This window comes from Sphingobacterium siyangense, assembly GCF_023277505.1.
Classification (GTDB): domain Bacteria; phylum Bacteroidota; class Bacteroidia; order Sphingobacteriales; family Sphingobacteriaceae; genus Sphingobacterium; species Sphingobacterium siyangense.
The window spans coordinates 6129495-6152308 of the sequence record NZ_CP080574.1 but is presented as its reverse complement, the minus strand read 5'-3'; the positions used below and the strand labels follow the sequence as shown (position 1 = coordinate 6152308).

Genomic DNA, 22814 nt, shown 5'->3' with positions numbered 1-22814 from the left:
TTTTTGTAATTTTAACGTATGAAATTCACTAATTATTTAACGACAGCTGTTGCGTTGCTGTTGGCATCTGTAGGATTTGCACAATCACCCAAGATTGTTCAAAAACCGATTACTTGGAATCAAGAACGTATTCAGCTGTCTTTGGATTATTTGAAAAATAGACATGGTCTGACGCAGTCAACACCGATTATCCATCCTAAAATGGTGGTGGTACATTGGACGGCCAATAACAGTGTAAAGGCGACTTTTAACACCTTTAATCCCGTACGACTTCCGGGGCGTCCGGAACTGACCAAGGCCAGTCCATTGAACGTGTCTTCGCAATTTGTCATTGATCGGGATGGGACTATTTACCAGTTTCTGCCCGATTCTATTTTTGCACGGCATACGATTGGTCTCAATTATTGCGCAATCGGTATTGAGAATATAGGTAGCCGCCAGAATCCACTGACCGATGCGCAGCTAAAAGCCAATGAAGAACTGATCCGCTATCTCAGTAAAAAATATCCCATCGAATTTGTATTGGGTCATCATGAGTACCAACGATTTAAGAAAACAAGTTGGTGGAAAGAAACGGATCCCAATTATATCACGGGTAAAGATGACCCGGGAGATAGATTTATGAATAACTTGAGAAAAAATTTGACTGACTTAAAATTGAATCCGCTCCCTTAGGAAGGTGTGATATTTTTTTTTGATGCCTGTCGGATTAACAGCTGATGTTGAGCGAATGTATTTCATAGCTATTGTTTATTGGAAGGTAATCGTATTGATCCTGCTGATTTGCTGTATTTTGCTGTGTTGTTAATGATGTGTTAATTGTATCTTATATGTTACAATGTATTGTTATTTGTACACTTTCTATTTCTTTATCCTTTGTTTTGTTTTACAGTAAAGTTCTGATAACTAGCTTTTCATATTTTTTTTAAAACAAATTGTTTATTGTTTATTAATCAATTTTGCTAGTTCTGTCTGCTTATTATATAAGTGAACACTTACTTTCTTTTGCGTTTTTGTGTAGTTTTTAGTTTTAAAAACGAAAAGTTCTACTTACTTTTATTCTGATTTTCAATTATTCATGCATAAAACTGCATTTATGCACGAGCTAAAAGTCTATTTATGATGAAAACTACCTTACTAAATTTGACCTTTTTGGTTGCGATTGTCACCTGTATTTCTTGTGGAAGTTCGTTGAAGTCTGCTCAGACTAATGAAAAAGCCGGAAACAGCATTTCTGGTAATGTAACGAACAAAGCTATTGTGCCAGGGGCAGATCAGTTAACCTTATATCTGCCGCAATTAAAAGGTAAGAAAGTAGGTGTTATGGGAAATCAGACATCGATTGTTGGTTCCGATAAAAAACATCTCGTTGATGTTTTAATGGATAATAAAGTTGACTTAAAATTTGCCTTTGCTCCTGAGCATGGCTTCCGTGGTAATGTGGAGCGTGGCGAGAAGTTTGGAAATGATATTGATCAGAAAACAGGTTTACCACTATTTACATTATATGGTGGAAATAAGAAACAGGATTCGATTGTCAATTCCATCGATGTTATGATTTTCGATCTACAGGATGTCGGAGCGCGTTTTTACACTTATATCACTTCTTTACATCGTGTGATGGAGCTTTGTGCAAAGCATAACAAAAAATTAATTGTATTAGATCGCCCAAATCCAAATGGAGATCAGGTCGACGGTCCAGTAAGGCATGACGATAAGTTTAAATCCGATGTTTCTTGGCATAAAATAGCAATGATCCACGGTTTGACAATTGGTGAGCTGGCACAGATGATCAATGGGGAACACTGGTTGGAAAATGGTCGTCAGGCAGATGTGCAGGTTGTAAAAGTACAAAACTGGGATCACAAAACGATGTACGATTTGCCGGTAATTCCCTCACCAAGTCTACCCAATCAGCTTTCTGTACGATTGTATCTTTCATTATGCCTTTTCGAAGGAACTGATATTTCGGTAGGGCGTGGGACGGATTGGCCATTCCAAGTTTTGGGGTATACAAATCCGGTGTACGGCTCCTTTACGTTTACTCCGGGTGAACGTCATGGTATGTCCAAGCATGTGGAGGGGAAAGGTGCGACGAATTATGGTATAGATCTACGTGCCCTGGATCCTGAAAAGCAAAAATTCACACTAAAATATGTCCTGGATTTTTATCAAAAGACGCCTGATAAATCGACTTTCTTTGCGAGGCCTGAATTTTTTGACAAGCTCGCAGGCACTGATCAGTTGCGTAAGCAGATTCTTGCAGGTAAATCCGAGGCACAGATTCGCGCTTCCTGGTCGGATGACTTGAAAAACTATAAACAAATGCGTAAGAAGTATTTGTTGTATACTGATTTTGAATAGCAATAACTAACAATATTAACTAGAATCATTTATTTTAAAACTCTATAATCAATGAGAAAATTTGTACTATTTTCTGTTGCTCTTGGATTGAGTTTTCCTTCTGAATCCTATTCTTTTGCAAAAAAGGAAGGCTCTTTGAAGAACGTTAATTCAACAAGCGTTCTTTTAAGTTCTTCTGCAAAAAGTGCGGTTCAAAATACAGTGCAAGGTACTGTAACGGATGGAAAAGGTCCAGTCTCTGAAGTAAGCGTGTCTGTAATTGGTGGTAATGCATCAACGAAGACCGATGCGCAGGGGCATTTTAAAATTACAGCTGCCGTGGGGAGCAAGTTGCGTTTTTCATCCGTAGGTTATATTACACGAGAGGTTCCTGTGACTTCGAATTCGCTAAATGTAACTTTGGTCGATGATAATCAAACGTTGAATGAAGTCGTTGTTGTTGGATACGGTACGCAGAAAAAGAGTAACTTAACAGGTGCTGTTGCGTCAGTTAATATCAAAGAGACAATGCAAGGACGTCCTATTGCTGATGCAGGACGTGCCATGCAGGGTACGACACCAGGATTGAGTATCGTTATCCCGAGTGGAGAGGTGGGATCTGATCCAACGATCAAAATTCGCGGTCAAATAGGTTCAATAACTGGATCCAATAATCCATTGATATTACTGGATAATGTGGAGATTCCGAGTATCAATATTGTGAATCCCGATGATATTGAATCTATTTCAGTTTTAAAGGATGCCGCAGCATCATCTATTTACGGAGCTAAAGCCGCGTATGGTGTTATTTTAATTACAACAAAACAGGGAGCTAAAACTGATCAGGTGTCAGTAAATTATTCTAATAATTTCTCCTTTCAAAACCCATTCAAGAAATACGAAATGGGGACGGTTGATGCGTTGAGATATTCGTTGGATGCAGCTTTGCGCGTTGGTAGCAATTTTACTGGAGCTTTCTATAAAATAAATGAAGAAAGTTATCAAAAATCGGTTGAATGGCAGGATAAATATGGTAGCTCGGTCGGTAAAGATGATCCAACGTTGTATGGACGTGACTGGTATTATGATCCTGCAACAGGTTATAAATATGGCGTACGTACGTATGATCCTTATGACTATATGGTTCGTGAATGGGCTCCTACACAACAACATAATTTATCGCTATCGGGTAAGTCAGGTAAAACTTCTTATAATGTAGGATTAGGGTTGCTTGATCAGTCTGGTATGTTGAAGACTAATACGGACAAGTTCTCGAGATATAATGCTTCAGTACGGGTTTCTCATGAGATTAACAAATACATTACAGCGAGGGCAGGAGCTATTTATTCCCGTACGAATAAACAATATCCGTATGCAACGAATTCGACAACAGCAGATCCATGGTTATATATGTACCGTTGGAGCTCGCTGTATCCGTTTGGAAATGATGGAGACGGGGACCCAATTCGTAGTCCAGCTTATGAGACTGGTGCGGCAAACGTGGCGAGCCAGTTAAAAAACTATATGAATTTCAATGGTGGTGCTACTGTAAATTTCACGAAGAATTGGAAATTGGATTTTGATTACACATTGACCAATCAGGAGATGATCTGGAATAAGCCGGGTACACGTTTTACGGCAGGCAATTCCTGGGGAAATCCAGTAGCGAAAAAGGATGCAAATGGAAACCAGATGTATGTCGATGCAAATGGAAGCTATGTGGACGCATCTGCTGCGGGAGCGATGGCTGCATATGATCTAGATTATTTCCAATATACAGCTGCAGGCTCTAATCCTGACCATTACCGTAAGGAAGATGAGAATTTCTTGCGCCATACGATCAATGCCTTCTCTACTTACAATTTGAGCTTGGATGGTGGGCATGAGTTTAAATTTATGGCAGGTTTAAACCGTGTCGCGGAACAAACTGAAAATTCTTGGACACAAATTACAAACCTGCTGGATATCAAGAATCCACAATTAACGTTTGGATCGGGAACAGTGACTGGTTCCGGTTATAAAAAATGGGAATCTCAGATTGGTTTTTTTGGCCGGGTGAACTATGCTTATAAGGATAAATATTTGTTTGAAGCAAATTTACGTCGTGATGGATCGTCTAAATTTCCGACAAGCTTGCGCTGGAAATGGTATCCGTCGTTCTCTGCAGGTTGGGTGGTATCGCAAGAATCTTTTATGGACTGGTCACGTGAGTTCGTAAATCAATTTAAAATCCGCGGTTCATGGGGCTCGATTGGAGATCAGGCTGTTCCGAACAATTTGTATACAAGTTATATGACGAATGCCCAATCTAACTGGATTAACAGCTCAGGAAATAAGGATTGGTATGTAGGATCTCCTGCCGCCGTTTTATCTCAGGTGGGCTGGCAAGATATCCAGACCTTGGATTTTGGACTTGACGCAAGATTCCTCAAGAATAAACTGGGGCTTGTATTCGATTGGTATCAACGCGATACTAAAAATATGCTAGTGCCGATGGAAGGTGTTGCTGCGACTTTTGGTGCTGAGGCTCCTAAAGGTAATTTTGGCGCTTTACGTACGAGAGGTTGGGAGCTAGCAGTTGATTTTAACCACCGTTTCGAAAATGGTTTGGGGATTAATCTACGTGCAAACGTATCGGATGCAAAATCTGTCATCACAGAATACGGTACAACAACTTTAGTGGATGGATACTATAACGGTAAGACATTCGGTGAAATTTGGGGTTATGAAACGGATCGTCTGTATCAAAAAAGTGATTTCGTTTATGAAAATGGAAAACTAGTTACGACAACCGTCAATGGTAAGACAATGAACAAGTTGTCTGATCCAAATGGAGCTTACCAATCTTGGGTTCAAAATTCATCTACCTTCCTTTATGGTCCCGGTGATGTTAAGTTTAAGGATTTAAACGGAGATGGTGCTATAGATAACGGAAAGGGGACAATTTCAGATCATGGTGACCTTTCTGTGATCGGTAATTCGACGCCGAGGTATGAATATGGATTTCGTTTAGGGGCTGATTTCAAGGGTTTTGACTTCTCTGCGTTCTTCCAAGGTGTAGGTAGCCGTCAAGTTTGGGGAAAAGGGTTCTTGGCACAGGCCGGCTTTAATGCATCAGATGGAGCAATGCCTGCAGTTATGTCTTCAGATTATTGGACTGAAAATAATACGGGCGCATTTTATCCAGCAGCATACAGCAACGGTGGAACAGACAATATTAATAATATGCAGATACAAAGTCGCTATTTGTTGGATATGTCCTATTTGCGTATTAAGAACTTAACCTTGGGTTACACTCTTCCGAAGGGAACGTTGAGTCGAATCGGAGTAAGCAATTTACGTATATACACTGCTTTGGAAAACTTCTTTACATGGGATAAACTTAATGGCTTGCCTATCGACCCTGAAGCTGTTGTTGGGGTGAATATGTTTGTTGATCAGAGCTTGAATAATTACAATAGTGGCCGTATTGGTGTTGGAACGCCAACGTTCAAATCTGCTTCTTTTGGCGTTCAATTGACATTTTAATTGAAATTATCATGAAAATTAAAACAAAATTCTTATATATATTATTAGGTTCCTCAATGGTGTTGTCAAGCTGTAACAGCTTGTTAGATCGCCCGTCTTTGGATCAGATTACAGATGGTTCGGGGCTTTATTGGAGGGATGAAAATGACCTGAGGTTATTTGCGAACGGTTTTTATACGCAATATTTCAACGGCTACAATAGTTCCTTTACGACGGATTATACGCCAGTAAGGGGGTATACCTTTTCAGACGATTTGACTTTTAGTGGTCAACAAGCTAATTTTGAAAATGCTATACCTGATACGCGTTCATCCACATCTGAAGTTGCGGCATGGCTTGATACGTATGCTGGTCCCACATGGAATTATTCGTGGGTTCGCAAATCCAATATTTTCTTGAATAGAATAGAGACTATTGCTAAGCCGAACTTAACCACGGCTCAATATAATCACTGGACTGCTGTTGCGAAATTCTTTAAAGCTTTTGAGTATTCGAGGTTGGTCTCTGTTTTCGGGGATGTTCCATATTTTGAATCTGAAGTAGCTGCTTCTGATTTTGATACGCAATATAAAGATCGTGATAATCGTGGTGTCGTGATGGATCATGTGTACGATGACTTTGTATATGTATTACAGAATATGAAAGCCGATGATGGTGCAAATGTGTTGAATAAGTATATTGCAGCGTCTTTTATATCACGTTTGATGTTGTTTGAAGGTTCTTGGCAGAAATACCACGGTCTTGATCAGGCAAGAGCAAAGAAATATTTGGAGCTTGCCCAAAGTGCAGCGGAGGTTGTTATGAGTTCAGGTAAGTATTCATTTACTGCTGATTTCAAAAGTTTGTTTTCTTCCCAGGATTTAGCTACCAACAAAGAAGTGATTATGTATCGTAAATACGATGCATCCGTTAGTGTGCTGCATGCAATCGGATCTTATCAAAATGGCGTTGAGGCACAGGCCACCGCTCCAAATTTAAAATTGATCAAGGAATTTATCTGTGTTGATGGTAAGCCTTATTCTTCATCATCACTTGCTAGTGCTACGGATTTTTCGTTGAGCAAGTTGGCGACCTCTCGTGACCCACGTTTTGAGGCTTCCTTTGATACGGATTTGAACTCCAAGGCTTCAACATTTGTCTATGGAACAAAGTATGTCGCTCGCAATGGTTATAAGATAACAAGTGCAAATCCTGATTATGCTAAGTGGAATTCAAATACCAATACATCAGACGCTCCTGTTATTCGTTATGGAGAAGTTGTGTTAAACTGGATTGAAGCAAAGCAAATTTTAGCCGAAAACTTTGGTGGTGCAGCTGTTACACAAACAGATCTCGATAAGTCAATCAATGCAGTAAGAAATAGACCGCTTGACGAGGTTGCTATAGCTAAAGGAGTGACAAAGACTGCGCCGTTACAGATTGGTTCAATTGCCAATGATCCAGCTAGAGATGCAGATGTAACACCGCTAATGTGGGAAATACGTCGTGAGCGCCGGATGGAATTCGTGTTTGAATACTCGCGATTGCTGGATTTAAAGAGATGGAAAAAGCTGGGTTATATGGACTTTTCGAAAAGTACGGATTATTTTACGGGAATTTGGGTTGATGTAGCAAAACAGGCTCCGGATTTCTTAAAATCTAACTATGTTGGCGTCACCAAAGTGAGGAAAGCGGATGGAACCGTAGTGACTTATAATGGTTCTAATGCTGCCGATATGGTTGGTTTTATAGTGGTTCAAAATGCAGCAAATAGAAATGCCGTGGATGATAAATTTTATTTAGCTCCAGTGGGTAAAGCGCAAATTGTTGACTATGAGCAAAGAGGATATAAATTAACACAAACTAAAGGGTGGTAATTTAATCCACATATTATGAGGCCTTGTCTATGTTTTTAGACAAGGCTTTTTTATGTCCATGATAGCCGAGGCTGTCGAAAACAAACCTAAATCTATATCTAAAATACTTTGCATAAAAACGCATTTTTATTTTATTATTATGCATAAAAACGCTATTTTTAAGAAAACATTACGCATGAGGTTTCCAATTATCACCTTTTTTATTGCATTATCCTGCGTTTTTAACGTTGTGATGGCGCAGCAGCCCTTCAAATTTGCCCACGTAACAGACACGCATGTCGGTGGTGCAACAGGAGAGGAGGATTTGCGACGTACTGTAAAGGACCTGAATACATTGAAAGATATTGATTTCGTTATACTTTCTGGGGATATCACCGAGTTTGGCGCTGACCATGAGTTGAAGCTGGCAAAGCGCATCTTAGATAGTTTGCAGCTGCCTTGGTATGTGATTCCGGGAAATCACGATGGAAATTGGTCTGAAAATGGAGCCAATACGTTTCGCACCGTTTTTGGTGGTGAAACCTTTTTCTTTAAGCATAAAGGTTACGCATTCATTGGAACCAATTCAGGACCAAATATGCGGATGAGCCCTGGTCAGATTCCTCGTGAGAACCTGGTCTGGATGGATTCCATTTTTGCAGCGAATCCGGATAAGCAGCTGCCATTGATCTATATTAATCATTATCCACAGGATTCTTCGCTAAATAACTGGTTTGACGCATTGAAAAGAGTTAAAACGCGGAATGTCCAATTGGCGCTTTGCGGACATGGCCATGCCAATAAATTATACGATTGGGAAGGGATTCCGGGGGTAATGGGGCGGTCAAACCTGCGTGCGAATAAAGCGGTTGGCGGCTATAATATTGTGACCATCGCCGATGGTAAAGCGAGTTATCAGGAGCGTAATCCCGGTGTAGGGATGCAGGAGAAATCTTGGGTTGTTGTCCCTCTATTTAATCATCACTATGAAAATGAAACGGTAAGCTACCCGAGACCAAGTTATGCTGTGAATGCAAAATATGCAGATCAGGTTAAAGTCAATTGGACGTTTGAAGATGCTAGTGATATTGGGGCGGGACTAGCTGTTTACAAAAATAGCGTGATTACATCAAATACCGCGGGCGATATTTTTGCGCTTGATTTAAAAACGGGTAAAAAGCTATGGGCATTCCGCACCGGTGGTAAAGTTTATTCTACGCCAGCTGTGTGGAAGGGGATTGTCGTGGCGGGATCATCGGATCATGCAATTTATGCGGTAGATGCCCGTAATGGCAAGTTGTTGTGGAAGGTACAGACTGAAAAGGCGGTTTTGGGTTCGCCCCTGCTACATAATGGCGTGGCTTTTATCGGTGGTTCGGATGGTAAGTTTAGCGCACTGGACATCAAGACTGGGGTTGTAAAATGGAGTTTTGATCAGGTCAAAGGATTTGTATCGACCCTGCCAACGTATTATTTGGGGAATGTAATTTTTGGCTCCTGGAGTAATGGATTCTATGCTTTGAATGTCAATACAGGTAAGCTGGCGTGGGAATGGAATAACGGACAGGCTAATCGGATGTTTTCAGCGGCGGCATGTAATCCAGTGGGCGTAAATAATCGTGTTTTTGTAGTTGCACCGGATCGTTTTATGACAGCACTGGATGCGAAAACGGGGGCGGTCATTTGGCGGGAAAAGAAAGATACCATTCGGGTGCGCGAGTCTATGGGGCTGGCGGCAGATCATAAATTGGTTTATGTGAAGACGATGGATGGGGATCTTTTGGGTATTTCAGTTGCTGCTGATCGTATGGATGTTGCCTGGAAGTCCAAGCTTAAATTGCCTTATGAATTGGCACCTTCTGCGATTATATCCAATGGCAAATTGGTATTTGTGCCGAGTCATTCGGGTTTGCTATCCGGGGTTGACGTAAAAACAGGCGCGGTAGTATGGCAATATAAAATATCCAATGGAATGGTTAATCCTGTTGCGCTAAACGGCCGAAACAAGGTGATAGCGAGTACGATGGATGGCAAAATAGTTTCATTAGAGTTTTAAGCAATCGATTGAATTGATCTTTTTGAAAATAAATGCCTTGATATGATAAAAAAATGTCTAAACTTCTTAAATTTACGTCAAGCTTTTTTGCTTGTTTTTGCATGTTTTGTTTGTAACTTTGCGAAAGCACAGCAAAATGCTTGGATTAGAATAAACCAATTGGGCTATACCCCGGCGGGCAAGAAGGTCGCGGTATGGGGCGGGAAATCAATCAGGCAGCTTCGTTCTTTTGAAATTAAAAACGCACAAACGGGTAAAACAGTGTATGTGCATCCTGTCGGAAAAGATTATGGGGCTTATGGTCCTTTTGTTCAGAGCTTTCGTTTGGATTTCTCTTCTATGCAGGATACAGGACGCTTTTTTATTCAGGCTGGAGATGTGAAGTCTCCAACATTCCGAATTGCTCGGGACGTTTACAAAGGAGCGGCCGATTTTGTACTGCGTTATATGCGGCAACAACGGACATTGTTCAACCCTTTTCTGAAAGATAGCTGCCACACACACGATGGGTTTGCGCTTTATGCAGGAAAGGTTGGTATTCCCGATAGCTCCCGCATCGATGCTGGCGGAGGTTGGCATGATGCTTCTGATTATTTGCAATATGCGACTACGTCGGCAAATGCGACATTTCATCTGCTAGCGGCTTACCGCGATTTTCCAAAGGTATTTGGTGATCTAAAGCAAGCAAATGGTCTTGACGGAAAAAACGGTCGTGCCGATGTACTGGATGAAGCAAAATGGGGCCTGGATTGGTTGTTGAAAATGCATCCTAAAGCCAATCAGATGTACAACCAGATTGGTGATGACCGGGACCATGCAAGCATGCGGATGCCAAAGGAAGATCCCTATTATGGTCGTGGATTTGAAAGACCGGTGTATTTTATCGATGGCGAACCACAACAGCGTGGTAAGTTTATGAATAATACGACGGGGACGAGCTCTACTGCTGGTAAATTTAGTAGTGCTTTTCGCCTGGGGGCGATGTTGTTTGACAAAGAGGATGGTAAATATGCAAAGCTGCTTTCGAAGAAATCGGAAACGGCCTATGCTTATGCCAATATAAAACCAGGCGTGACACAGACAGTTTCTGTGAAATCGCCTTATATTTATGCCGAAGATAATTGGGTGGACGATATGCAGTTGGCCGCTGCAATGGGGTTTTCGGTGACAAAAAAAGAAAAGTTTGCTCGAGAAGCCTTAGGCTACGCACGGCAAGAAAAGATTACACCTTGGATGGTAAGCGATACTGCTGCACATTATCAGTGGTACCCTTTTATTAATCTTGGGCATTATGAATTGGCAAAAGGATTAAAAGGACAAGATCGCGAGGAGATTGTTTCTTATTATAAACAGGGGATTGAGGAAGTCAATCGGAGAGCCGAAAAAAATGCATTTTTTCGTGGAGTTCCCTTTATTTGGTGTAGCAACAACTTAACGGTATCCTTCGCGATTCAATGTCTATGGTATAAAGAATTGACGGGAGATGCGCATTTCGATGAACTTGCTCAGGCTAATTTTGACTGGTTGTTTGGAACGAACCCTTGGGGCACGAGTATGGTATATGGTCTTCCGTCGTGGGGCGATACACCTGTTGATCCGCATTCGGCTTTTACCTTTCTGGGTAAACATCCGATCGATGGCGGTTTGGTTGATGGGCCCATTATGGCATCTACGTACCGCAATCTGATCGGTATCAAGTTGAATAATCCAGATAGCTATGCGGAGTTTCAAAGTGATTTGGCGGTCTATCATGACGACTATGGAGATTATAGTACCAATGAGCCGACAATGGATGGTACCGCTTCGTTGATTTATCTGCTGGCTTCAAAAGAAGGTAAGGCCTTGGAGGAGCCGGCCGGAAAAAAGTAACACGGGATGTTTTTGGGGCTATTGTCCGGGGCGACTCGACAAAACGGCAGGTAGCTTTGATGTTTACAGGTCATGATTTATCTGAAGGTACAGGAGAGGTGTTGGCAAGTCTAAAACGTAACGGCGTTAAAGGTTCTTTTTTCCTGACAGGAGATTATCTCAGAACACCGGGTTTTAAATCCTATGTCCATCAGATGATAAACGATGGTCATTGGATTTCGGGGCATTCGGATAAACATCTTCTGGTGAGTGACTGGGGGAGTAGGGACCTGCTTTTGGTGAAACGTAACTCTTTTGTCGCGGATCTAAAGGCAAATCTGAAAGCATTGGAAAGTGGGGGTATTGACATCGGGAATTTGTCCTATTATATTCCTTCATACGAGTGGTATAATAGTGAAACGGTCGATTGGGCAAAAGCAGTAGGTCTACATTCGGTTAATTATACGCCGGGAATACGGACTGCGGCTGATTATACCTATCCTGAAATGGGGACTCGTTATGTATCGTCGACAGCGATTCTCGACAATCTCTGGTCTTACGAAGCTCGGTATGGGCTCAATGGATTTCTGATATTGATTCATATGGGAACCGATGATCGGCGGAAAGATAAACTGTATCATCATTTGGATGATATCATTAGCATATTAAAGGGAAAAGGGTATCAACTTGTGGATGTGCCCGATTTATTGAAATAAAGAAATACAATATATACTAATAATGGTAAATACAACGGAGAAAGATTCGAATTATCAGGATTTAGACAAGATGTCTGTGCATGAGTTATTGACAAATATCAATAATGAGGATAAATCTGTGCCACTTGCTGTAGAGCAGGCTATCCCTCAGATTGAAGCATTGGTCAAAGTGACTGTGGAGAAAATGAAGGCTGGTGGTCGAACTTTTTATATCGGCGCTGGTACAAGTGGTCGTTTGGGCGTGTTGGATGCGTCAGAATTACCTCCGACTTACGGCGTTCCATTTGAATGGATCATTGGACTGATTGCTGGTGGTGATACTGCAATTCGAAAAGCAGTCGAATTTGCAGAAGATGATCTGGAGCAAGCCTGGAAAGATATGGAAGCCTATGATATTGATGAAAACGATGTTGTTATCGGTATTGCGGCCTCTGGAACCACACCTTATGTTATTGGCGGATTAAAAACCGCAAATGAGAAGGGACTTGTTACGGGATGTATTGTCTGTAATGGCGGTTCTCCGATTGCTGAAGTAGCGCAGTATCCGGTTGAAGTTATTGTTGGACCGGAATTCGTTACGGGGTCTACGCGGATGAAGTCAGGTACAGCACAGAAACTTGTGTTAAATATGTTCAGTACTGCAGTGATGATCCAATTGGGCAGGGTAAAAGGGAATAAGATGGTCGATATGCAATTGTCAAACCATAAGCTGGTCGGTCGTGGTGTACGTATCATTATGGATCAAACCGGGGCGCTGGAAGAAGAGGCTGCGGCTTTACTTGAACAATTTGGTAATGTAAGACAGGCAATTGAAGCTTATCAGGCTGCCCATTGAGTATAACCTACTAAAAATCACCTATTTTAAAAACAAACTATGTCACCAGTAATATTATTATCTTTTATAATAATCTATTTTGCAGTTCTGCTTGCTGTAGCTCACTTCACCTCGAAGGGGGCTTCCGATAACTCTACTTTTTTTGTCGCAAACCGGAACTCTAAATGGTATATGGTCGCCTTTGGGATGATCGGTACCGCGCTCTCCGGCGTGACTTTTATTTCGGTTCCCGGCGCAGTAGGTGCGTCTGAATTTAGCTATTTTCAATTTGTTCTTGGGAATGCCGTTGGTTTTGTCATTATTGCCTATGTATTGCTTCCGCTCTATTATAGAATGAACTTGACTTCCATCTATACCTATTTGGAAGAACGTTTTGGGCATACCACGTACAAAACAGGTGCTGCTATTTTTTTGGTTTCCCGTACGATCGGTTCGGCATTTCGTCTTTATTTGGTGGCAATCGTATTGCAGCATTTTATTTTTGATGCCTGGAATGTGCCTTTCGCGATTACGGTCGTTATATGTTTGGTATTGATCTGGATGTATACAAATAAGGGCGGTTTAAAGACGATCATTGTGACAGATACCCTACAGACTACCTTTTTAGTGACTGCAGTCATTCTTTCCATTTATTTTATGGCAAAAGGATTAGATTTTGGTATTGTGGATACTTTCGAAGCTGTGAAAGAAAGTAGTTACTCCAAGATCTTTTTCTGGGATGATTTTGTTGGCAGTAAAGCAAATTTTTGGAAACAATTCTTGGGAGGGATTTTTGTGACCATTGCAATGACGGGGCTTGATCAGGATCTGATGCAAAAGAACTTATCGATGGGGACCATTAAAGAAGCCCAAAAGAACATGATTACGTTTACAAGTGTTTTTGTGGTCATTAATATTTTCTTTTTAGCTGTCGGTGCTTTGCTGTATATCTATGCGGCTAAAAACGGGATTGATGTCACTCAACTGGCAACACGCGACTATTTGTATCCAGAAATTGCATTAAACCACTTGGCTATTGTTCCTGCAATCATCTTTATGATGGGACTTACGGCGGCTACTTTTGCAACGACAGATAGTGCGCTAACTGCCCTGACGACATCTTTCTGCGTAGACTTTTTAAACTTCAATAAAAAAGAAAACCCCAATGATCCAGCTTTGATCAAACAGCGTAACTATGTCCATTTTGGCTTTTCCATTGTGATGTTGTTGGTTATTCTGGTCTTTAAGCTGATCAACGATGATTCGGTCGTCAATGCAATCTTTACGGCAGCGAGTTATACGTACGGACCTTTACTGGGTTTATTTGTTTTTGGGATATTCACAAAATATGCCGTGCGGGATAATGCTGTGCCTTATATCTGTGTGCTTTCGCCTACCGTATTATTTTTGCTTAAAACCTATGTTATTGAGGTGTATACACCGTATGTTATCGGATTGGATTTGATCATTATAAATGGTTTTCTCACGTTTGTAATGCTTTTGATCAGTTCTCCAGGTAAAGCAAGTGAAAAAGCATTGGCCCACAATTAATGCATTTCAGTTATAAAAAGTTTCTCCATTGGTGAGAAGATGTAAATACAAGTATTGATTTTGATTTGTACGTACAGAAAAATTAAGTTAAGTTTGATATACTTAGTTTTTCTGTACGTATGTATCATAGCATAAATGAGACTACGGAATTTATCCGTAGAAAAATTGGAGATTTTGCTCCAGAATTCGGTATCATCCTAGGTACTGGTTTAGGTAAGTTGGTTGATGAAATTGAAGTCGAGTATCAGCTGATGTATTCCAATATACCTAATTTCCCTATTTCAACTGTTGAATTTCATTCTGGTAAGCTTATTTTTGGAAAGTTGAGCGGACGCAATGTGGTCGCTATGCAGGGAAGGTTGCATTACTATGAAGGTTATGATATGCAGCAGATTACATTTCCGATCCGGATCATGAAGGTTTTGGGGGTGCAGAAATTGTTTGTTTCCAACGCTGCGGGATCCCTGAATCCTGATGTGAAAAAAGGTGACCTTGGAATTATTGAAGATCATATCAATTTATTGCCGGATAATCCGCTTCGTGGACAAAATTTGGCTGAGTTTGGACCACGATTTCCGGATATGAGTGAGCCTTATAACCGAAAGATGATCGAGCAGGCTCTTGAAATTGCAGCCAAACATGCTATTGCTGCGCGAAAAGTTGTTTATGTTTCTTCTGCAGGTCCAAATTTGGAGACAAAAGCTGAGTATCGCTATATGCGGCTTATTGGTGGCGATGTAGTGGGCATGAGTACCGTTCCTGAGGTTATTGTCGCTAATCATATGGCTCTTCCGGTATTTGCTATTTCTGTTGTTACGGATGAGGGCTTTCATGAACAACTTAAACCTGTGTCGTTGCAGGAAATTGTCACTGTTGCGGAGAAAGCGGAACCTAAAATGACATTAATTTTGAAAGAATTAATAGCTTTGCAATAAATTGCATCTTCATGTAACACCGGTGAGGGAGAAGGTTGTTGGATTTGTGTGGGGTGAAGTGTAATTGGTTCATTCAGGTGAATTTAGCTTTTTTGGTTTTTATATAATTTTAGATGAAGTTGATCGTACGCATACTTGCCGCATGGTGTGTTTTATTTATTTATTCCGTGGATGTCATTGCGCAGAGCAAAGAGGATTGGAGCAGTGCATTGGATTCGGCGAGAGCCAAGGAGGATGGAAAGAAGGATTCTGTTATCCTGTCTGCAAAGTATATCCGATATGCAACATTGGATATGCTAAAAAAAGGCACTTATACACGGCAGATTGATACGTCACATCATAATTATCAATATTATAATCCGCAGAATTTACCCTGGAATCCCAGTGTGAACCTTGGAGCCTATGGGCTTGCCACACGGGATCTATTGTTCCAGCCTAAAAAGACCATTGGCTTTCAGTCTGGTTTTACAGCATTGGAACGTTATTTATTGAACCCCGATTCGGTCCAATATTTTAGGGCCCGTGCGAGGTACTCCGAATTGTCTGCGGTAGGATTCTTTTTTAATGATCAGGTTTTTAGGGCTCGGGTGGCCCAGAATATCAATTCCCAATGGAATATGAATGTCGATTTCCATTCCACCAAAACGGATGGGTTTTACCTTGGACAGAATTATTCAGATTTAAAGGCTTCAGTTGCTTCTTGGTATGAATCGAAAAATAACCGCTATAATTTGTTAATTAATGCGGTATTTAATCGTTTGGATGCCATGGAGAATGGTTCTATTACGGAAGATCTTCCATTTGCGCCTGGAAATAGACAATCGCCGGACCGGTTTATACCAAAATTCTATGATGCGAGTAATACAAATATACCTCGGTCTAAATGGTGGGATAATTCATTTTTTCTGAGACAGTCACTTTATTTGGGACGATTGGATACGATCGATAAAGGTAAGCCTACGATGGAGATTCGTCCAACGAATAGCATGGCACATAATACCCGCATCCGAAGGCAGACTTATAGTTTCTTCAAGAACATGGATGACCAAAATGCAGCTTTGCCATACAATAATAGGGCATTGGCGCTAAACAATGATAAGACGCTGATCACGAATGTTTCAAATGAATTTGAATATAACTTTTTTCTCAGAGGGAAGTCGGTCTTTAAGAATGAGGCAAAGTTGAATTTGGCTTTTCAGCACGACATGAACTGGGTGGAGCAGAATCAGTTGGACTCCATGCGGTATTATAACAATACTTCAGCTTATCCACAGCCGCTAAAGAAACTACCGGATAGCACGACATTTGATCGTTTTTATCAGAACGGGATCGTGAAAGGTGAATTAGGGTATAAGTTTTCAGATCGACTTGATTTTAGTTTAAAAGCGAATCAAATCTTATTTGGCCACAACTTTGGAGATTTCTTGTATGAGGCTAAAGCGGATATCTCGATGGGGGATAAAATCGGAAAGGTGACGTTGTCAGCTTATTCACAGAACAAATCCCCGGAGATGGTTTTCGAGAATTTGAATTATACCTACGGAAAATGGAATGATTTAGATCTTAAAAAGACGAAAATTCAGAATCTGGGTTTTCAATATGCCAATCCGATGCTTGGTTTCCATGGCAAGGTGGAGTATTTTCTGATGAACAATTATACCTATTTCGAAGAGTTGTCGAATCCACAGAACGATCCGAAGAAAGATAAATGGATTGTTCCTGCACAATTGGATAAAGCTAATTTGTTAAAGGTAACCGTTGGACAAAAATTTAAATTAAACCATTTTACCTTCGATAATCTTGTGGTCTATCAAAAGACAGATCAACAGAACACACTGGCTGTTCCGGAGCTGTATACCTGGCATAGTTTGTATTACAGTAACCTGTTTTATAAAGTTATTGATTATAGTATCGGTCTGGACGCAAAGTTCAACACACCCTATGCCAATCCGAATTATTCGATTGGGACAGGACAGTTTTACAATGCTTACAAACAGATTGAGTTTTCGACATATCCGATCATGGATTTATGGATTACAGCGAATATACAACGTGTAAATATGTTTTTGAGTTATAATTTTTTAAATCAGAACTTTTATCCGCATGGTTACTATACAGTCAGACGTTATCCGATGAATAGTGCTAATTTTAGGTTTGGTATTTCTTGGAAGTTCTATGATTAAAAATTATTTCGGTGTTTCTTAGCTTGTTGTGATATTAAAGGCATAAAATCTTATAAAATAATTTTGAGAATAGAATTTTTAAGCTATATTTGCACACGCAATTAGGGAACGGCGTTCTTTAAAAAAGTATGGAGGCTTAGCTCAGCTGGTTCAGAGCATCTGCCTTACAAGCAGAGGGTCACAGGTTCGAATCCTGTAGCCTCCACCATACAAAAGTCGGAGAATTAGCTCAGCTGGTTCAGAGCATCTGCCTTACAAGCAGAGGGTCACTGGTTCGAATCCAGTATTCTCCACCAATCCAAAACGGAGGCTTAGCTCAGCTGGTTCAGAGCATCTGCCTTACAAGCAGAGGGTCACAGGTTCGAATCCTGTAGCCTCCACAAAGCATCATCAAATGGTGCTTTTTTTTCGTTAGGGGGTTTAGCTCAGCTGGTTTAGAGCACTACCTCGACAAGGTAGGGGTCACTGGTTCGAACCCAGTAATCCCCACGATAAAAAAAAGCGTTCTTCATGAACGCTTTTTTTTATGGGCTGAATGCGCTGTAAATTTGAAAGTCCCCGATCCGGTATTCAATCTGTCTCGGGAATCTCTCGTGTTTATTTTCTTACTATTTCCGTTTCTTACCTAGTTTAATTCCGTAACCTGTCGTCCATTCAATAAAATCAGCTTTACCGCCATGGGCTTTAATGGAAACACCGGCAAAGAAATCTTTGTATACTTTATAACGTACACCTGCTCTTAAATACACGGGCATGCTTTCGCCATTGAATTCGTTGCGATGAAGGTAGACTCCTACATTTCCGTTGATGTATAGACGTGAATTTAACACATGATCAATGTAGAATGCTGGGCCGTAAGAAAATAGGGCGGAGAATTTCCCGGCTTTATCGCCGGCAACCTTCTCATCGTTTCCGCTAGCTGAATAAAATGCATCGAAGCCAGCGCCAAGCCGCCATTTGTAGCCGAAATGCCTGCTGTAGTATGCGCCTAATGTAGATTTAAAATATTGGCCATCGTGTTCGCGGTCAATCTGTTTGAAGCCAAAGGCATAGTTGAAATGGAGTTCCTCTGTTTTCTCCAGTTGTGGAATACTTGTTTTTCTGTAATCAAAAGGTTTGTTTGTTGGTGTATACGAAACAGATAGGCTCAAGGGGACGAGGTTTATCCCGGTGTTCGGTAATGCCAGGGCTCCATTGCTGAAGTGATGAAAGGCTGCGCCGGCCCCTACCTGGAAGTTTTTATTTAGACGGTAGTTGGCCTGAAGTCCAAGATCAATAAATACATTGTTTTTGCTGCCAATAAGTAGGTTGAAAGGATTGTCTTCTTCATTATAGGGGTTGAATCTGCCAGAGAGACCGAGTGCAATCCGATAGTTGAAATTCCATCTCGAGTTTACTTTTGGTCTAATGGGAATGGCGACAAAGCCATAGGCCGCGAAAGGTCGTCCGAGGTGTTCCTGACCAAAAGTACTACTGTAGATTCCGATGCCGTATATCGGATAGTTGTATATTTCATTGTAAATGCTCTTTAATGAGTCTTGAAACTGAGTTTGAAAACCGACTCTGAAATTTAGTCCACTATAGTATGAGTCAGCAAGGGTTTCTTTGGAGCGCTCATTGAATTTGAGTTCGCCCCCGCTTTCATGTTCAAGTTGAAATATAAGTCTCGTCTTGGCTGGGGTACGGCTTTGTAAAGTGTCTTTCGGATTCTCTATTCGGGGTGTGACCTGTGCTGTGGCACGAAAGGAGAGTAGTGCCAGGGTCACAAAAGCAAGTATTCTTGATCTCATGAAATAAAACGTTAGCGTTTTTTAAAATTTTTGCAAAAATAAGAATGATATATCATTGTAACAATAGTATTTAAACAGTAGCGAAATCTAGTCGTAAAAAATGCCATTTTTCAGCCACATCTTGTCGGTTGGTGGTGAGAGAAATTGGGCGGCTTAACCATCAGGATGTCAAATGGGTAAATAATTATTGTTTATGTCTTTAATTGTATTGCATATAAAAAGCAATTTATCTAAGTTTGAGGTGAAAAGAAAAAGGAAATATGATTAAAAACCTATTTAGAATTACTGCTGTTACGTTTGCACTAACAACAGCAGGGTGTGCTTTGTTTGCCCAAAACACCAAATTTGATTGGAAAGAAGCATCTGAGGGGGGGTACACCTACAAGTACGTAACCAACGATCCTACACATTCACGGTTTTATAAGCTAAAAAATGGCTTAACTGTGATTTTGAGCCCGACCAAAAAAGAACCACGTATTCAAACTTACATTGCAACAAAAGCGGGGAGTAAAACAGATCCGAAAGATCACACCGGTTTGGCCCATTACCTCGAGCATATGTTGTTCAAAGGAACGGATAAATTTGGCTCTAAAGACTGGGCAAAGGAGAAACCTTTGTTAGATCAGATTGATGCGCTCTATGAGAAATACAATGGTACAACAGACGAAACCGAACGGAAAGCAATCTATAAGGAAATCGATAAAGTATCTGGAGAAGCTGCGAAATATGCCATTGCGAATGAGTATGATAAATTGATGGCATCAATGGGAGCGGAAGGTACCAATGCTTTCACTTCGTTTGAGCAGACTGTTTATCAGGAGCAAATTCCTAGTAATGTAATGGATAAGTACCTTGCTGTACAGGCAGAACGATTTAGATATCCGGTATTGCGTCTGTTCCATACTGAGCTGGAAGCTGTGTATGAAGAGAAAAATATCAGCTTGGATAAAGATAATCGTAAGGCTGTAGAGTCGATGTTTTCAGCAGCGTTTCCCAATAATAATTACGGAAAGCAGACGACAATTGGTACGGTAGAGCACCTTAAAAATCCGTCTTTGAAAGCGATTCGTGAATATTTTCATACCTATTATGTCCCTAATAATATGGGGGTTATTATGTCGGGGGATTTTGATCCTACCGAGGTGGTGAAAAAGGTGGATAAGACTTTTGCTTTTATGCAGGCGAAAGAAGTTCCGGCCTATACTTTTGATGCGGAGAAACCAATTTTAACTCCTGTTGTCCGCGAGGTGAAAGGTCCGGATGCTGAATTTATGTTAATGGGATTCCGTTTTCCTGGCGCTGCGACAAAGGATGCCCGTATGCTCAATTTGATGAGTCAGATCTTGACAAATGGTTCTGCTGGTCTGATTGATCTGGATTTGGTGAAGAATCAAAAATTATTAGGTGCAGGTGCTTTTCCTTATGTGTTAAAAGACTACTCTTTGCTCCTGTTGCAGGGTAATCCTGGTCAGGGACAGAGCTTGGAAGAGGTGCAACAGCTGCTGTTGCAAGAATTGGCAAAATTGAGAAAAGGTGAATTCTCGGATGATTTGATAACAGCCATTGTCAACAACGCGAAGAAAGACGAAATTAAACAGAACGAAAGTTATGGTGACCGGGCTGAATCATTGATGGATGCCTTTACTTCGGGTCAGGATTGGGCGTCTGTTGTGGGATATTCGGATGAATTGAATAAAATCACCAAGCAAGATGTGGTGGATTTTGCTAACAAATATTTGAACGATAATAATTACGTCGTTGTTTATAAGCGTAAGGGCGTTGATAATAATGTTGTTAAAGTTGTTAAACCTGAGATTACTCCTGTAACGGTCAATCGCGACGATCAGTCTGAGTTCTTGAAGCAGGTTGAAGCAATGCCAGAGGATAAAATCCAACCGGTATGGGTCGATTATAATAAAGATATTCAGAAAGCTACAGCGAACGGTTTACCAGTACTTGCTGTAAAGAACTCAGATAATGAGCTGTTTTCGCTGTCTTATCGTTTTGATGGTGGAAAATGGAGCAATAAGTTACTTTCATTGGCTGCGGGCTATCTTGAGTTTTTGGGTACAAAAGACAAATCCAGTGAGCAATTCAGCAAGGATTTCTATCAATTGGCTTCTGATTTTTCGGTGTCTGCAGGAAATGAGGAAACCATGGTGTCGATTTCAGGTTTGAATTCCAACTTTACGGCTACATTGAACTTGATTCAGGATTTGTTGCGTAATTGTGTTGCTGATCAGGAGGCTTTCAAAATGTATATTGCCCGTCTTAAAAAAGCGAGAGCAAATGCGAAAGAAAACAAGGGCGCGATCATGGAAGGCCTAAAATCTTATGCTAAATACGGCGCTAAAAATCCGTTTAATAATGTGTTTACAGATGCGGAATTGGATGCTTTAAAAGCGGAGGATTTGGTGAAGGCATTGCACGATTTGGCTAATATGAAACATACGATGCTTTATTTTGGACCGTTAACTGCCTCGGAATTTGTAGCGAAAGCGAAGCCGTTGAAACAAGGTGCTGGAGAATATGTTCAGGCAAAAAAGGCGGTCGTATTTGCAGAATTGCCAACAAGCAAGAACCAGGTCCTTTTTGCTAATTTCGATATGAAGCAGGCTGAAGTGTTTTGGTATAGAAGTTCAGGAGTATACAACAGTGCCTTAACACCAACTGTTTCATTGTTCAATAATTACTTTGGTGGCGGAATGGGAAGTATTGTCTTCCAGACTATCCGTGAATCAAAAGCATTGGCTTATTCAACTTATGCTTATTACGGACAGCCTTATAAAAAGGAAAATCACTATACGGTCGGAGCCTATGTAGGAACGCAGGCTGATAAATTTAACGACGCGATTAAAGGCATGAATGAGTTGCTGGATGTGCTGCCTGAAAGTGCTAAGGGGCTGGATATTGCGAAAGTAAGTCTGCAAAAATCAATTGCCAGTGAACGTGTGTTGAATGCTTCTATCTTAGGTAGTTATCTGGCTGCACAGCGTTTGGGAAATGCAACTGATATTCGTAAAGTTGTCTATGAGCAAGCGCCAAAATTAACCTATGGCGACCTAAATACTTTCCACAAGAAAGAAATGAGTCAAAAGCCGTACGTTTACTGTATTGTAGCGAAGGAAGAAAGTCTTAAGCCAGAAGATCTTGCGAAACTGGGCGAGGTTAAAAAGCTGGATCTTAAAGAGATCTTCGGCTACTAGATATCGGAT

13 protein-coding genes and 4 tRNA genes are annotated in these 22814 nt (G+C 40.9%); 16 read left to right on the top strand and 1 reads right to left on the bottom strand.

The annotated features are described in order from the left end of the window. Positions 1-18: 18 nt before the first annotated feature. The 15 genes from K2F45_RS25780 to K2F45_RS25710 all read left to right on the top strand — a co-directional run bounded on the left by K2F45_RS25780 (position 19) and on the right by K2F45_RS25710 (position 18298). Positions 19-675: an N-acetylmuramoyl-L-alanine amidase gene (locus tag K2F45_RS25780; RefSeq protein WP_075994489.1), complete on the top strand. Its 657-nt coding sequence runs from the start codon at positions 19-21 to the stop codon at positions 673-675. Between the two features lie 444 nt (positions 676-1119). Next, positions 1120-2364 carry an exo-beta-N-acetylmuramidase NamZ family protein gene (locus K2F45_RS25775; RefSeq protein ID WP_216640416.1) on the top strand — a complete coding sequence of 415 codons (1245 nt, stop codon included), beginning with the start codon at positions 1120-1122 and terminating at the stop codon, positions 2362-2364. 51 nt (positions 2365-2415) lie between these two features. Beyond that, the gene (locus K2F45_RS25770) at positions 2416-5871 is read left to right on the top strand and encodes a SusC/RagA family TonB-linked outer membrane protein (RefSeq protein ID WP_075994488.1); all 3456 of its coding nucleotides are present in this window, start codon (positions 2416-2418) and stop codon (positions 5869-5871) included. Positions 5872-5882: 11 nt separating this feature from the next. Continuing rightward, on the top strand, positions 5883-7727 hold the full coding sequence (locus tag K2F45_RS25765) for a RagB/SusD family nutrient uptake outer membrane protein (RefSeq protein ID WP_075994487.1): 1845 nt from the start codon (positions 5883-5885) through the stop codon (positions 7725-7727). A gap of 175 nt (positions 7728-7902) precedes the next feature. Continuing rightward, the gene (locus K2F45_RS25760) at positions 7903-9762 is read left to right on the top strand and encodes an outer membrane protein assembly factor BamB family protein (RefSeq protein WP_248932679.1); all 1860 of its coding nucleotides are present in this window, start codon (positions 7903-7905) and stop codon (positions 9760-9762) included. A gap of 42 nt (positions 9763-9804) precedes the next feature. Further along, positions 9805-11631, top strand: a complete 1827-nt coding sequence (locus K2F45_RS25755) for a glycoside hydrolase family 9 protein (protein WP_237241873.1) — start codon at positions 9805-9807, stop codon at positions 11629-11631. A gap of 59 nt (positions 11632-11690) precedes the next feature. Beyond that, a complete protein-coding gene (locus K2F45_RS25750; protein WP_248932678.1) occupies positions 11691-12326 on the top strand; it encodes a polysaccharide deacetylase family protein in 636 nt (211 codons plus the stop codon). Positions 12327-12348: 22 nt separating this feature from the next. Further along, a complete protein-coding gene (gene murQ, locus K2F45_RS25745; RefSeq protein ID WP_075994485.1) occupies positions 12349-13161 on the top strand; it encodes an N-acetylmuramic acid 6-phosphate etherase in 813 nt (270 codons plus the stop codon). 39 nt (positions 13162-13200) lie between these two features. Then, positions 13201-14691, top strand: a complete 1491-nt coding sequence (locus K2F45_RS25740; RefSeq protein ID WP_248932677.1) for a sodium:solute symporter — start codon at positions 13201-13203, stop codon at positions 14689-14691. A 119-nt stretch (positions 14692-14810) separates the two neighbouring features. Then, the gene (locus tag K2F45_RS25735) at positions 14811-15626 is read left to right on the top strand and encodes a purine-nucleoside phosphorylase (protein ID WP_075994483.1); all 816 of its coding nucleotides are present in this window, start codon (positions 14811-14813) and stop codon (positions 15624-15626) included. A 113-nt stretch (positions 15627-15739) separates the two neighbouring features. After that, positions 15740-17809 carry a putative porin gene (locus tag K2F45_RS25730; RefSeq protein WP_248932676.1) on the top strand — a complete coding sequence of 690 codons (2070 nt, stop codon included), beginning with the start codon at positions 15740-15742 and terminating at the stop codon, positions 17807-17809. A gap of 130 nt (positions 17810-17939) precedes the next feature. Then, positions 17940-18017, top strand: a tRNA-Val gene (locus K2F45_RS25725). A gap of 10 nt (positions 18018-18027) precedes the next feature. After that, positions 18028-18105: transfer RNA gene (locus K2F45_RS25720), tRNA-Val, on the top strand. A 9-nt stretch (positions 18106-18114) separates the two neighbouring features. Then, positions 18115-18189, top strand: a tRNA-Val gene (locus tag K2F45_RS25715). Between the two features lie 34 nt (positions 18190-18223). Beyond that, positions 18224-18298, top strand: a tRNA-Val gene (locus tag K2F45_RS25710). A 119-nt stretch (positions 18299-18417) separates the two neighbouring features. Here the strand turns inward: K2F45_RS25710 and K2F45_RS25705 are convergent. Further along, entirely contained in the window at positions 18418-19599 is a 1182-nt protein-coding gene (locus tag K2F45_RS25705) for an acyloxyacyl hydrolase (protein WP_083663773.1), read from the bottom strand. 260 nt (positions 19600-19859) lie between these two features. Here K2F45_RS25705 and K2F45_RS25700 point away from each other — a divergent pair, with 260 nt between their 5' ends. Continuing rightward, on the top strand, positions 19860-22805 hold the full coding sequence (locus K2F45_RS25700) for a M16 family metallopeptidase (RefSeq protein ID WP_075994482.1): 2946 nt from the start codon (positions 19860-19862) through the stop codon (positions 22803-22805). The last annotated feature ends 9 nt before the right edge of the window (positions 22806-22814 follow it).